This window comes from Curtobacterium sp. Leaf154, assembly GCF_001424595.1.
GTDB classification, from domain to species: domain Bacteria; phylum Actinomycetota; class Actinomycetes; order Actinomycetales; family Microbacteriaceae; genus Curtobacterium; species Curtobacterium poinsettiae.
Window position 1 is genome coordinate 379,920 of the sequence record NZ_LMOS01000006.1, and the last position, 13,996, is coordinate 393,915.

Consider the following 13,996-nt stretch of genomic DNA (forward strand, 5'->3'; position numbering starts at 1 on the left):
GGTGGGAGCATGCTCCCGCTCGGTGAACGCGTGGTCAGCGTTGTCCGTCGGCCGCGATGAGCTCGAGCTGCGTGAGTGCCAGGTCGGTGCCCGCGGTGAACGTGAACGACGAACCCCCGCCGATGATGCGGAACACCCGGGTCTGGCCGGCCCACGTGAACTCGGCGCCGTCGACCGCGGTGACGGTGTCGTCGAGGCCGACCCGCCACGAGTACGACCCGGGCGATGCCACCGTCACCGTGTACAGCGAAGCGGCGGCGCACGACACGTCGAAGGACACGGACTCCCCCGCGGCCAGCGACGTAACGGTGCCGCCGGTGTCGTCGGTGAGCGCCGAGGCTCCGACGGGCAGGACGTCCACCGGGGCGTCCCGGTAGCCGTGCACGTCGGAGGCGGAGACGGGGCGGGTGTCCGACGCCCAGCCCTGCGGATCGTCGGACAGGGTGAACTCGATCCGCGACGCGGCCACGACCACGCTGTGCGGGATGGTGACCGAGGTCCAGGGCGAGCCGTCGACCGTCACCGACGCGACGTACGCGCCTGCGGAGCCCGCGGTGATCTCGATGACCGTCTCCGCGCCTCCAGGCTGCCGCAGCACCGTCCTGCGGACCGACGGCGGTACGAGCACGTAGGTGCCGGTCGACGGCGCCAGCGGGTACAGGCCGATGGTCGCGAAGACGTACCAGGCGCTCATCTCGCCGTTGTCCTCGTCGCCGGGGTAGCCCTGGCCGAGGTCGGACCCGACGAACAGACGCTCGAGCGATTCGCGGACGATGCGGTGCGCGTCATCGTGGCGCCCGGTGAACATCGGGAAGAAGGGGATGTGGTGCGCGGGCTGGTTCGACAGCCCGAGCATGCCCATCCGGACGTCGCGGGCCTCGGTCATCTCGTGGATCGGGAACCCGTACGAGCCGGACCGCGCCAGCGCACCGGTCTCGGGGGTGGCGAAGAACGCGTCGAGAGCGGCATCGAACCGCTCCGGCCCGCCGTGCAGGTCGACGATGCCGGCGCCGTCGTGCGGCGCCGTGAACGCGGTGCCCCACGCGTTCGTCTCCGTGTAGTCGTCGCCCCAGTCGCGCGGGTCGAACTCGGTGCCGACCCGCCACGAGCCGTCCGGGTCGCGGCCGATGAAGAACCCGCGCTCGGAGTCGAACACGTGCCGGTACTGCAGCGACCGGCGGGCGAACCACTCGGCCTCGGCCTCGTACCGGGACAGGTCGGCGGGCGTCCGCGCACGCGATGCGAGCAGGCCCGCCATGACGGCCAGACCCCAGTCGTTGATGGCCGCGTCCAGGGTCCACGACATCCCCTCGTGGGTCGCCGTGTCGACGTGGCCGCGGAATGCACCCGGGAGGCTCCCCTTGCGTCCGACGCGCTCGTCCCGCGGCGGGACGGTCGCGTTCCGCACCGCGCTCCGGTACGCCTCGGCCAGGTCGAAGCCGCGCACGCCCTTCACCGCGAGGTCGGCGAAGACGGTGTCGCTCGTGGTGCCGGTCATGCAGTCCTCGGCGCCGGGCGCGCTCCAGCGCGGGGTCCACCCGCCGTCGTGGTGGTGCTCGACGAAGCCCTGGGCCAGCTCGCCCGCGGTGTCGGGGGTCAGGAGTCCGAGGAGCGGCCAGGCGGTGCGGTAGGTGTCCCAGAAGCCGTTCGTGGTGGTGAACGGGCCGTCGACGATCTCCGGCCCGGGCTCGTCGCGGATCGGGTCCGCCAGCACGTCGCCGTACGGAGAACGGTGCCGCGGGGCGCCGGTCAAGGCGGTCTCCCCGGCACGGTTCGGGTAGAGGAACAGCCGGTACAGACCCGAGTACAGGCTCGTCAGCTGGTCGGGGGTCGCGCCGTCGAAGGACAGCGTCGCGAGCTTCTCGGTCCACAGCGCCTCGGCACGGGAGCACATGGCGTCGAACGAGCCGGCGTCGTCGAGGTTCGCGCGGGCGTCCTCGATCGAGACGGTCGAGATGCCGAGCAGGACGTCGACCGGGCCGTCCACATCCCCGGCCTGGCCCACGGACAGCCAGCCGCGCAGCTCGTGCTCGCCGATCGTGGTGTGGTCGGCGATGACCCCGGCGACCCGCAGGTGCACGTGGTGCGGCGGGGTGCCGGGGCGGTCGTCGAGCAGAGCTTCGACCACGGCGGTGCCGTCGGTGACCGTCACGGAGACGTCGGACACCCGGCCGTGGTGGTCGAGCACGACGCTGCGGGTACCGGTGAACCGGAACCCGAGGGCGAACTCCCCTGCGGTCAGCTCGGCCGTCACACCGTGGTCGAGCGCGACCCGGTAGCGGTGCGGGCCGTCCTGCTCGTCCTCGTGGTCGAACCCGAGCGCGCGGGCGGCCCGGTCGACGTCGGGGGTGTCGAGCGGCGAGGGCATCACCTGGAACACCCCGCGGTCGCCCATCCACGGCGACGGGATGTGGCTCGTCGCGAAGGCCTGGATCGCCGGACGGAGTCGTCCCTGGTCGTCGAGCCGGTCGTGCTCCTGGTAGGCGTACGGCCAGCGGTTGCTCGAGGCGTCCGTCATCGGCAGGCCGAACACGCCGCCGTGCGGGACGCCGACGAGCGGCGCGTTGTTGCCGCGGGAGAACCGGGACGACGCCTGGGTGCCGCGGGTCGTCCGGACGTGGCCGAGCGCGGTCGTCGGGGTCGGGCGCGCGGGACCGATCCGGACGGCGTCGAGCCAGCCGCGCAGTGCCGGACGCTCGCCGTCGGTGACCGCAGCCGACGTGTCGGAGCCGAGCCGGGCCTCCAGACGGTCGACGACCAGCCCCGCGAACGGCGTGAGGTCGACCGCTCGGCGGTTCCACTGGTCCACCCACTGCTTGCGGGCCGCGTCCTGCGCGTCCGGGGTGACCGCGTCGCCGTACTGGTCGCGGGCCCCCGCGTGCTCACGCAGCCGCGAGCCGTCGGTGAAGACGACGTCGACGGCGAAGGCCGTGGCGTCCCAGAAGTGCGGCAGGTCTGCTTCCGTCGGCTCCGTCGCCCCGTCGGGAAGGGTCCGCTCGGGGAACCAGACCCAGGACAGCTCGTCGCCGGGGGCGATGGTGCGTCCGGTGAGGCCGGGGACGATCGCCTCGGCCACCGACGCGCCCGCTGGTCGTTCGACGAGCCAGCCCGCGGCAGAACCGAAGCCGACACCGTTCCGAGCGGCCACGGCCGTATTCGGACCACCGCTCCGTTGCAGTTCTCGCACCGTGCGAGCCTATTTGCTCCAGGAACTGGACGAAAACCCCGGCGTGTCAGTCCTTGTTCTGCCCGGGGGCGCTGCCGGACTTGCCGGGGCCGGCACCGGGGCCCTTGTCCGACGAGGTGTCGACCGCGCCGGTGCCGTCCTGGGGCGCCTGCACCGGGTTCGAGGCGGGGGTGCTCGGCTCCGGGCCGACGGGCGGGTCCTGCGTGGGCTGCTCCGGCTCGGTCGGTTCGCTCGGCTGCTCGCTGGGCTCCTCGGCCGGCTGCGACGGCTGCTGCTCCTGGGACGGCTGCTGCTCCGCCGGCTCGCTCGGCTGCTGTTCCTGCCCCGGGTCCTCGGTCGGTTGCTGCTCCGTCGGAGCCGTCGAGGTGGTGTCCGTCGGAGCCGGCGTGCCGTCACCGTCACCGTTCAGGGCGAACACGGCCACACCGATGCCGATGAGCACCAGGACGATCACGATGATCGCGGCGATGAGGGGCCCGCGCTTCTTCTTCGCCGACTGGTCCTCCGGCTGGTCGCCCCGGACCGGGCGGGGCGCGACCGGCGGCGGGGTCGGCCCGCTCGGGCCCGATGCACCGCGCCCGTTCGCCTGGGCGCCGAGGACGGTCGTCGAGACGTCGTCAGCGGCGTTCGGACCGTGGGTGTCGAGGACGCGCGTGGCGTCGTCACCCGGCTGCGCGCCGCCGTTCGGTAGTTCGCTCGCCGGCATCGCCCGCGTCCGGTCGTCGGCGTTCGCCGCTGCGGCGGCGCCGACTGCGGCACCAGCCGCGCCGGCGGCCGCGGCCGTCACCGCACCGGGCGCACCGGGCAGGAGCTGCGTGGCGTTGGTGGGCTCGTCGCGGCCCAGGGCACGCAGGCGCTCGGCTGCCTCGGCGGCGGTCGGGCGCTCCGCCGGGTCCTGCGCCGTCATCACGTGCAGGAGGGTCCGCCAGGCCGTCGGCAGCTGGCGGTCGATCTCGGGCGAGCGGGTGAGCCGGGCGGTGGCGGACTCGACGGCGCTGCCCGGGAACGGCTGGCGGCCGGTCAGGCACTCCAGCAGCACGAGTCCGAGCGAGTAGACGTCGGCCTTGCCGGTGATCTCCTGCGCCAGGACCTGCTCCGGTGCCAGGTACGCGGCCGTGCCCATCACGGTGCCCGTCCCCGTCACGCGCGAGGCGTCGCGGAGCAGGGCGATCCCGAAGTCGGCGAGCTTGACGTGCCGGCCGTCGCTCTCGAGCAGCACGTTCGCGGGCTTCACGTCACGGTGGACGATCCCCTGCGCGTGCACGGCGGCCAGGCCGTCGGCGACCTGCGCACCCAGGCGGGCGGCGGTCGCGGGGTCGAGCGGCCCCTCGCGCAGACGCGTCGCCAGGTCGCTGCCCGGCACGAGTTCCATGACGAGGTACGAGTCGCCGTCGACGTCGTCGAGGGCGGCGTCGTAGAGCGTGACGAGCTCGGGGGCACGGAGCGTCGCGAGGGTCTGGATCTCCGCCTCGGCGCGGGCGCGCTCACCGCGGTCGACGGGGCCGATGCGGAACACCTTGACCGCGACCTCGCGACCGAGTTGCTCGTCGACCGCCCGGTACACGGACGCCATGCCACCGTGTCCGAGCGTGCCCGTGACGCGGTACCTGCCGCCGAAGACCCGTTCTTCCATGCCCGGCAACCTACCGGTCGCGGCTGACGGCGCTCTGCCGGAGCGCGCCCGGGCGACGCCCGGGCGCGGGCCCGGGCGGCCCGGGCGGCCCGGGCGGCCGTCGAGTGAGCAGAAGATGTCGGGTCGCTCGCGGCCACCCGACTTCTTCTGCTCAGTGGATGACGCGGTCGACGTCCGGCGCGGGCTCGGCACCGTGGTGGATCGCCGTCAGGTACAGCCGGTGCGCCGTGATCACGAGCGCGAGCCACGCCAGCCCGAGCGCCCACGCCGCCAGCACGTCGGTGAGCCAGTGGTGCCCGAGGAACACGCGCGACGCACCGACCGACAGCACGAAGAGGGTGCCCACGACGATCGTCAGCACCCGGGTGACGACGCGCGACTGCCGCAGGAGCAGCAGGTACACGATGGTGCCCACGATCACCGTGGAGTTGAGCGTGTGCCCCGACGGGAACGACGGCGACGTCTCGTACGGCGGCACCGCGTCGGACAGCGGCGGACGCGCCCGACCGATCAGGTCCTTGCCCGCGATCGTCATGAGCAGCGAACCACCGCTCGCGGCGACGAGGAGCACCAATGGCGTCCACGCACGCCGCTGGATCGTGAAGCCGACCAGGAACCCGAGCGCGACGATCGGCATCCCGATCGTGCCCGCGATGTCGGTCCACCAGGTGACGACCGTGTCGGCCGTTGGTGATCGGAGCGTGAGGGCCCAGTCGAGGACGGGCCGGTCGAGCACCGCGACGTCGTCGGCTTCACGGACGGCGTCGTAGACCTCGGAGGCGATCCACGTGGCGAGGACGGCGACACCGAGACCCACGGCGAGGGTCAGCAGCAGCACGGGCATGGCACCGAAGCGCTTGCCGAGTGCGGTCCACGCACCGGCGACACCGCGGCCGACCCGGGAGCGCCAGCGGGTCAGGTCGACTTCGCCGACGGTGCGGTCGGCGGCGTCCCCGCGTTCGGTGTGCATCCGTCCACCATGCCCGAAGCCGCCGGGAGCCGTCCCGGCAGCGTCAGTCCTTCGCCTCCGAGTACGCCCCCACCACCGCGACCGACAGCGGGAACGTCACCGGGAAGTCCTGGAACAGCAGCCGTCCGGCGTCGACGGCGGCCTCCCGGATCTGCTGTGCCACCCAGTCCGCGTGCTCCGCCGGGGCGTGCACCACGATCTCGTCGTGCACGAAGAACACCAGGTGCGGCCCGTCCGTCACGTCACCGGGGAACCGCGCGAGGAGCCGCGATCGCAGGGACCCCATCCACGCGAGCGCCCACTCCGCCGCGGTCCCCTGCACCACGAAGTTCCGGGTGAACCGCCCCCAGCTCCGGGCGCGGGACTCGACGGTACGCTGCATGGCCGGGGTCCCCTCGACCGTGTAGGCCTGGTTCCGGGCCTCGAACCACGAGTCCTCGGGCACCGGTGACGTCCGCCCGAGCAGCGTCGTCACCGGTTCGCCGCGCTCCCCCGCACGGGCCGCGCGCTCCACCATGTCGAGCGCCTGCGGGAACGCCCGGACCAGGCGCGGCACGAGCCGACCGCCCTCGCCCTGGGTCGCCCCGTACATCGCGCCGAGCATCGCCACCTTGGCCTGCTGCCGGGTCTCGACCGCGCCCGAGGCCACCACGCCGTCGTACAGGTCGCGTCCGTCGCCGGCCGCGGCCATCGCCCGGTCGCCGGACATCGCGGCGAGCACCCGGGGCTCCAGCTGTGCGGCGTCGGCCACGACGAGCTTCCACCCGGGGTCGGCGATGACGGCTCCGCGGATGCCCTTCGGCAGCTGCATCGCTCCCCCGCCGTCGGCCGCCCAACGACCGGTGACGACACCGCCGACGACGTACTTCGGGTGGAACCGGCCGTCGCGGATCCAGTCGTCGAGCCACGTCCAGCCGTTGGCGGTGAGCAGTCGCGCCAGGCGCTTGTACTCGAGCAGCGGCTCGATGACGGGGTGCTCGATCTCCTGCAGCTCCCACTTCCGGGTACTGGTGACCATCAGGCCGACGCGGCGGAGCGCCTTCAGCACGTCGGCGGGCGAGTCCGGGTTGAGACCGGGATCGTCGAGGCGTTCCCGCACGACGGCGGCGATCTCCTCGAGCCGTCGCGGCCGCACGCCGTAGGGCACGCGCGGCCCGAGGGCGTCCTCGAGCAGGCGCTCGTGCACGTCGGCCCGCCACGGCAGCCCGGCGTGCAGCATCTCGGCCGCCACGAGCGCACCGGCTGACTCCGCGGTGAGCAGCAGGCGCAGGGCGCCGGGCGCGCTCGACCCCGCAACGGCGGCGAGCTGCGCGCGGAACTCTGCCACCGGGTCGACCTCGTCGTCGGGCACGGCGGCGGTGAACAACGCGTCGTCGAAGAGCTGGGCCTGCGTCGGGCGGACCACGCGGGCTTCGGCGACCGGGGCGTCCAGGCCGTCGGCCGGTCGAGCGGCGAGCACGGATCCCCGAGCAGCGAGCGCGGCCCGCAGCACCCGACGACCGAGGCGCAGGTCGACGCAGCGACCGACCCGACCCCCGGCGGCGAGCACGGCCGGGTACCAGCGCGCGGTGTCGTCCCACACCCAGCGCACGCCCGGTGCGTCGTGGACCGCGACGAAGGCCGGGAGGCCCGGCTCGTCCAGGCGGACCGGCTCACCCCCGGCGGTCCCCGCGTCGGTCAGGGGCGTCGCGAGGACGCCGCCGTCGACGCGGCGGAGGACGAGGTGCACGACACGATCATGCCGTGCCCCACCGACCCCGGCGGACCAGGGCCGGAACGGCCGTCACTCGCCGGGTCGGACCGCCGCGGTGTCGGCGACGTCGATGCGGACGTCGCCGTCCTCGGCATGGGAGACCTCGACCCGCGGATCGGCGTCGTGCTCGTCGGATCCGGACATGCGACGGAACGTGTCCTGTCGGCGTTCCTCGAACGTCATGTCGACGCCGTCGTCGAGGTGGTCGTGGTCGGGCTTCGTCATGCCGTGCACGGTACGCGGCCGCGGCTGCGGACGGTCACGCGACCGGCGCCGTTCCGGTCCGCTCGGTCCAGTGCCCACCGCGAGCCCACCGGTCGAGCATGGCCGCACGCAACCGACCGGACGGCGCCGCGGACCGAGCGGTCGCCAGCGGCACCCCGAAGACGAACTTCGCGACGCTGGCGTCGCCCTCGGTCGCATCGTGCTCCCCCGGCGGGACGAGTCTGAAGCGCCGGGCGAACCGCACGAGGTTGGCATCGGGACCGAGCACGGCGGGCAGCCCCGGGTCGAGCATCCAGGAGCGGCACTGCCACCGGTCCGCAGCGAGGTGCCCCGCGAAGCCGCGCAGGACCTCGGGTGCGCCGGCGAACGCGCGGTCGCAGGCCGCCGGGTCGAGCGGCCCCGTCTCCGGCACGTGCACACCCCAGGCCAGCGTGCCGTCCGCCAGGTGGTCGCCGAGTTCGAACTGGAGGCGCCCCACGGCCACCACGCGCCCGGTCACCACGGCGACGAGCCACTCCACCCCGGTGCCGTGCAGCCCGTAGCGCGCGAGCTTGCGGTCGACGTCGGCGACGGATGCCTCGGCGAGCGCGCGCGGGAGCCCACGCCCCGCGAGGGCATCGGCGGTGTCCGGCACCGCGGCGCGGAGCGCTGCCACCAGCAGTGCGTCCCGCTCCGCGGGTCCGGCGTCGGCGACGGTGGCGGCCACTGCGGCCGCCACCGTCGCGGAGTCGTCCGGTGACCCCACGGCGGCGGCGAGGACCGCGACGGACGCGGGACGGGCCTCCAGGCCGGGGGTCGCGGTGGTCACTTCAGACCGGACGAGGCGAGCCCGTCCATCACCCGACGCTGCAGCACGACGAACATGATGAGCACCGGCGCCATCGCCATCAGGCTCGCGGCCATCAGCACCGGGTAGTCGATCGTGCGGTCGCTCGACAGCGTCGCGAGGCCGGCGGCGAGCGGCATGTCCTCGGCGCGGGTGGAGACCACGAGCGGCCAGAGCAGCTCGTTCCACGACCACAGCACGGTCGTGATCGCGAGCACGCTGATCGACGGACGGGCCAGGGGCAGCATGATCCGCCAGAACGTCTGGAACGGGTTCGCGCCGTCCATCCGCGCGGCCTCTTCGAGCTCGGGCGGCATGTTCAGGAACGCGGTCCGCATCAGGAACGTGCCGAAGGCGCTGAACAGCCCGGGTGCGACGATCCCCATCAGGGTGTCGAGCCAGCCGAGGCCCTGCACGATCTGGTACTGCGAGATCAGATAGACCTGCGAGGGCACGAGCAGGATCGAGAGCACGATCGCGAGCAGCGCCGCCCGGCCGCGGAACCGCATCCGGGCGAAGGCGTACCCGGCGAGCGTGCACAGGACGATCTGCGCGATCGTGCGGATGATCGTGACGGACACCGACGTGCCGAGCTGGCTGAGGAACGGCAGGCGTTCGAAGACCTGCGCGTAGTTCTGCCACTGCAGCTCCCCCGGCCAGAAGACCGGCGTGACGGACTGCACCTGCGCGTTCGTGGACAGCGACATGATGATCTGCCACAGGAACGGGAACGCCATCGCGAAGCCGCCGATGCCCAGCACGACGTGGATCCACCAGTGGCTGCCGCCTCGACGGCCGGGCCGGCGTGCTGCCCGGGGTGGTGTGACGGTGGCGGTCATCCCTGCACCCACTTCCGTTGGACGCGGAACTGCACGAGCGTGACGATGCCGATGAGCAGGAAGATCACCATCGCGATCGCGGCCGCGAAGCCCTTGTCGTTGTCGATGAACCCGGCGTTGTAGAAGTAGAAGACGAGCGACATCGTCTTCGGGATCACCGGGTTGGTGCTGCCGAGGATCGCGTACAGCAGGTCGAACAGCTGGAAGCTCGAGATCGTCGTCACGATCACCACGAAGAAGATGCTCGGACTGAGCAACGGCACGGTCACCGAGCGGAACTGCCGCCACCGGCTCGCGCCGTCGAGTTCGGCGGCCTCGTAGAGCTCCGGCGGGATGTCCTTGAGCCCGGCGCCGAGGATGATCATCGAGAAGCCGAGGGACGACCAGAGGCCGACCAGGCTCACGGCGACCAGCGCGAAGCCGGGCGTCGAGATCCAGTACGGGCCGTCGATGCCGACGTTCCCGAGGAACCAGTTCACGATGCCGTAGTCGCCGTTGTACATGATGCGCCAGACCAGCGCGATCGCCGCGGGCATGGCGACGTACGGCAGGAAGAAGAGCACCCGGTAGAACTGCGCGAACCGCAGCCCCGGGGTGTTCAGCAGGCTGGCCAGCCACACCGCGATCGGGATCCCGGCCAGGACGACGGCCGTGTAGATCACCGTGTTGAGCAGCGACTGGTACAGCTGCGGGTCACCGACGAGCCGGACGTAGTTCGCGACGCCGGTGAAGGTCGCACCGCCGAAGACGCCCCAGCTGGTGAACGAGTACCAGAACGTCTGGATGATCGGCCAGATGTAGAAGGTGCCGACGCCGACGAGCATCGGGAGCACGAAGAGCCACGGCCACCAGCCGTCGGTCCGTCGTGCTGCTCGGCCGCCGCCGCCTCGCGGAGCCGGGGCACCCCGCCCGGGCGAACGTGTCGTCCGGGCGGGGGCGGCTGCGGCCGGGGGCCGCTCGGTGTTGATCGTCACGCGCGGGTCCTACTCTTCCTTGGCGAGGGCGGCGTCCATCTTCTGTGCGAGGTCCTCGGCCACCTGGTCGACGGGCTTCGACCCGTCGAACGCGCTCGGCAGCAGGGTGGTCTCGAGGGTGTTCCAGGCCGCGGTGTTCTTCGACACCGGCAGCGGCTTCGCGTAGTCCACCGCGTCGAGGAACACCTGCAGGTCGGCGTCGGGCATCGTCTTCGTGAAGGCGCCCTGCGTGCCCTCGTACGCCGGGATGACCGCGCCCATGTCGCCCTGCTGCTGCTGGGCCGTCTTGCCCGCGAGGTAGACCTGCAGCGCCTGGGCGGCGGCCTTGTCCTTGCTGGCCTCGGACACGACGTTCGAGACGCCGTGGATGACGGTCGCCTGCTCCTTGCCCTTCGGCAGCGGGTAGGCGACGACGTCCTTCTCGAGCTCGGTGCCGGTCAGCGCAGAGCGGAACCAGCTGCCGCCCTGGTACATCGCGAGCTTGCCCGAGGTGAACCACTGGTCCGCCGTGGTGTCGGTGAGCTGCTTGATCGAGGGCGATGCCCCCGAGTCGATCAGGTCGGTCCAGAACCGCAGGCCGTCCTCGGACGCCTTCGTGGCGTACTCGGACTCGGTGCCGTCAGCGTTCAGGACCGATCCCCCGGCCTGCAGGATCGTGTTGTAGTAGGTCGTCTGGCCGTCCATGCCGCCGGCCGCTCCGTAGGCGCCCTTCGACTCGAGCTTCTCGGACAGCTCGGCGCCGGTCTGCTGGAAGTCGTCCCAGGTCCAGTCCTTGGACGGCAGGTCCATGCCAGCCTGCTCGAACAGCGACTTGTTGAGCCAGACCCCGATGGTGTCGAAGTCCTTCGGCACGCCGTACTGGGTGTCGTCGTACGTGTACAGGTCGTTGAGGGCGCTCGAGTACTTCGACGCGTCGATGTCCCCGGACTCGACCTCGCCGGTGATCGGCGCGAGCTTGCCGTTGGCCGCGTACAGCTGGAAGTTCGGGCCGTTCATCCAGAACAGGTCGGGCAGTGTGTTGCTCGACCCCTGGGTCTGCAGCTTCGTCCAGTAGTTGGCGAACGGCGTGACGTCGACGCTCACCTTGATGTCCGGGTACTCCTCGTTGAAGCCCTTCAGGTTGGCCTTGATCGCCTTCACCTGGTTCTCGTCCCAGACGGCGTAGGTCAGAGACGCCTTGGTGTCCTTCGGCGCGGCTTCGTAGTCGCCGCCGGAGCCGGACGCTCCGGACGACGAGGAGCAGCCGGCCAGGAGTGCGGCCGCGCCGAGGGCGGCGACGGCGCCGAGGAGGACGCGGCGCACGCCGGTTCCTCGGGTGGGGATGTGTGCGGTCATCGGGGTGTCCTTTCGCACGGCCGTCAGGAGCCGACGGTCTGGGCGGGATGCGGGGTGGAGGGGGTGGAGTGCAGGGCGTTCGACGTGAAGTGCGCGATGGTCTCGGCCGGCAGGGGCGGGACGTCGATGGGGACGGACCCGTTGCGGAGCGAGCGCGTGGCCAGCGCGCCCGCGGCGACGGCGGCACGGGCCGCGATCGGGGACAGCTCCGACGGTTCGCCGAGGGCGACGGACCGCAGGAACTCGGTCATGGTGAGCAGGTCGGCATCGGCGTGGCCGTCCTCGACGCCGTCGATCGGGTACTCGCGGTCCCCCGCGGTGTCCCAGCCCCGGCGGTGCGCCCAGACCTTCACGACGCCACCACCGGTGTCACCGATGTTCTCGAGGCGCCCCTCGGTGCCGATGACGGTGTAGTTCCGCCAGTAGTCCGGCGTGAAGTGGCACTGCTCGTAGCTGGCCTGCACGCCGTTGTCGAGCGTCATCATCACCATCGAGACGTCCTCGACGTCGACGACGGGGTTCAGCCCGGTCTGGGCGAGCGGCGGCCAGTTGTCGTGGGAGAACCAGTCCCCCATCAGTTCACCGCTGCGGTCGCGGCGGTCGGTGACGTCGCCGTAGACCGACAGCGAGCCCATCCCGACGACCCGGGCGGTGTCGCCCCCGCCGAGCGCGTGGATGACGTCGAGGTCGTGGCTCGCCTTCTGCAGCAGGAGCGAGTTCACCTTGCTGCGGTCGGCGTGCCAGTCCTTGAAGTAGTAGTCACCGCCGTTGCCGACGAAGTGCCGGCACCAGACGGCCTTGACCTGGCCGATCTCGCCACGGCCGATGATCTCGCGCATCAGGCGGACGACGGCGGCGTGCCGGAAGTTGTGTCCGACGTACAGCGGGGTGCCGGTCCGGGCCGCGGTGTTCAGGACCGCGTCGGCGTCCTCGACCGTGATGGCGAGCGGCTTCTCGAGGTAGACGGCGATGCCCGCGCGGAGCAGGTCGATCGCGATCTCGGCGTGGGTCCAGTCCGGCGTGGTGACGATGGCGGCGTCGACGTGGCCGGTGAGGTCCAGGTGGTGTTCGACCACCAGGGCATCCGGGTACTCGTCGAGTCCGCGCTGGCGGCCCGCCGCCGTGACGTCCGCGACGGCCACGACCCGGGCCTGCAGCGACGCGTCGGCGGCGGTGGCCTCGGCCACGTGGCGCGCGATGGCGGACCGCTGGCCCATCCCGATCACCGCGACGCGGAGTCCTGCGTTGTCAACGCCCATGCTCATCGCTCCCTTGCGTGAATGTGACGTCCATGATGCCGAATCGCTCATGAATGCACAATAGGCGCTCACGGATCGCTCACGCATCCGCGCAGGGAAGGGTTTTACACGATCGAAACGTCCGGCCCACCCGGGGCCGGACGCACGGAGGGCTCAGTCGGCGACGACGAGCTCCACGCCGGCGCTGGCCAGGTCGGCGGCGAACGAGGCCGGCACGGGCTGGTCGGTGACCAGGACGTCGATGCGGTCGAGTGGGCAGATCCGGGCGAAGGTGGAGCGTTCGATCTTGGTGGAGTCGGCGACCACGACGACCCGTCGACCGACCGAGGCGAAGTGCCTGCTGACCTCGGCCTCGCCCTCGTGCATGGTCGTCGCGCCGTACTGCCCGGTGAGTCCGTCGACGCCGAGCACCACCAGGTCGAGGGCGAACTCGTCGAGGGTGTCCCGGACGAGCGGCCCGACCAGCTCGTAGGACTGGCGTCGGGCCACGCCGCCGGTGACCACGATCTTCACGTTGGCACGGACGGACAGCTCGTACCCGACGTTCAGGGCGTTCGTCACGATCGTGATGCCGAACTCGCCGTCGGCGCGGATGAACCGTTCGCTCTTGCCGAGTTCGCGCGCGACCTCGGTCGTGGTCGTCCCGCCGTTGAGCCCGACGGTCTCGCCGGGCTGCACGAGCCGGGCGGCGGCACGGGCGATCGCGGTCTTGGCCTCGGCCTGCCGGGCGATCTTGTACTGCAGCGGCAGCTCGTAGCCGGCACCGAGTGCGGCTGCTCCCCCGTGCGTGCGGGTGACGAGTCGCTGGTCGGCCAGCATGGCGAGGTCACGGCGGGCAGTCGCGGCGGATATCCCCAGCAGCTCCCCGATCTCGGCGATCGACACGTTGCCGCGTTCGCTCACCAGTTCGAGCAGGGCGTTCAGCCGCTGTTGGGGGGTCATGACGGTCATCCTACGGCGTCGCCGCCGTCCCTCGGTGATCGGAAATGACGTTT

General features: G+C 72.0%; 11 protein-coding genes. All 11 read right to left on the reverse strand.

Translation table 11 applies throughout. From position 1 onward, the window contains the following. Nucleotides 1-34: 34 nt before the first annotated feature. Nucleotides 35-3,148 carry a GH92 family glycosyl hydrolase gene (locus tag ASF75_RS13635; RefSeq protein ID WP_056072148.1) on the reverse strand — a complete coding sequence of 1,038 codons (3,114 nt, stop codon included), beginning with the start codon at nt 3,146-3,148 and terminating at the stop codon, nt 35-37. An 85-nt stretch (nt 3,149-3,233) separates the two neighbouring features. Then, the gene (locus ASF75_RS13640) at nt 3,234-4,820 is read right to left on the reverse strand and encodes a serine/threonine-protein kinase (protein WP_056072150.1); all 1,587 of its coding nucleotides are present in this window, start codon (nt 4,818-4,820) and stop codon (nt 3,234-3,236) included. 151 nt (nt 4,821-4,971) lie between these two features. Beyond that, nucleotides 4,972-5,790, reverse strand: a complete 819-nt coding sequence (locus ASF75_RS13645) for a phosphatase PAP2 family protein (protein ID WP_017887926.1) — start codon at nt 5,788-5,790, stop codon at nt 4,972-4,974. A 43-nt stretch (nt 5,791-5,833) separates the two neighbouring features. Next, nucleotides 5,834-7,519 carry a bifunctional 3'-5' exonuclease/DNA polymerase gene (locus ASF75_RS13650; protein WP_056072152.1) on the reverse strand — a complete coding sequence of 562 codons (1,686 nt, stop codon included), beginning with the start codon at nt 7,517-7,519 and terminating at the stop codon, nt 5,834-5,836. A 54-nt stretch (nt 7,520-7,573) separates the two neighbouring features. After that, the gene (locus tag ASF75_RS13655) at nt 7,574-7,768 is read right to left on the reverse strand and encodes a hypothetical protein (RefSeq protein WP_056072155.1); all 195 of its coding nucleotides are present in this window, start codon (nt 7,766-7,768) and stop codon (nt 7,574-7,576) included. A gap of 34 nt (nt 7,769-7,802) precedes the next feature. Next, nucleotides 7,803-8,576: a hypothetical protein gene (locus ASF75_RS13660; protein WP_056072157.1), complete on the reverse strand. Its 774-nt coding sequence runs from the start codon at nt 8,574-8,576 to the stop codon at nt 7,803-7,805. Next, complete coding sequence (locus ASF75_RS13665) at nt 8,573-9,433, reverse strand: carbohydrate ABC transporter permease (protein WP_031260151.1); 861 nt, start codon at nt 9,431-9,433, stop codon at nt 8,573-8,575. The genes ASF75_RS13660 and ASF75_RS13665 overlap by 4 nt, the downstream gene beginning before the upstream one ends. Then, the gene (locus tag ASF75_RS13670; RefSeq protein WP_042537573.1) at nt 9,430-10,407 is read right to left on the reverse strand and encodes a carbohydrate ABC transporter permease; all 978 of its coding nucleotides are present in this window, start codon (nt 10,405-10,407) and stop codon (nt 9,430-9,432) included. The genes ASF75_RS13665 and ASF75_RS13670 overlap by 4 nt, the downstream gene beginning before the upstream one ends. 9 nt (nt 10,408-10,416) lie before the next feature. Next, the gene (locus tag ASF75_RS13675; RefSeq protein WP_052481654.1) at nt 10,417-11,742 is read right to left on the reverse strand and encodes an ABC transporter substrate-binding protein; all 1,326 of its coding nucleotides are present in this window, start codon (nt 11,740-11,742) and stop codon (nt 10,417-10,419) included. Between the two features lie 23 nt (nt 11,743-11,765). Continuing rightward, complete coding sequence (locus tag ASF75_RS13680) at nt 11,766-13,007, reverse strand: Gfo/Idh/MocA family protein (protein WP_056072160.1); 1,242 nt, start codon at nt 13,005-13,007, stop codon at nt 11,766-11,768. A 147-nt stretch (nt 13,008-13,154) separates the two neighbouring features. Beyond that, on the reverse strand, nt 13,155-13,943 hold the full coding sequence (locus ASF75_RS13685; protein WP_031260150.1) for a DeoR/GlpR family DNA-binding transcription regulator: 789 nt from the start codon (nt 13,941-13,943) through the stop codon (nt 13,155-13,157). Nucleotides 13,944-13,996 lie beyond the last annotated feature (53 nt).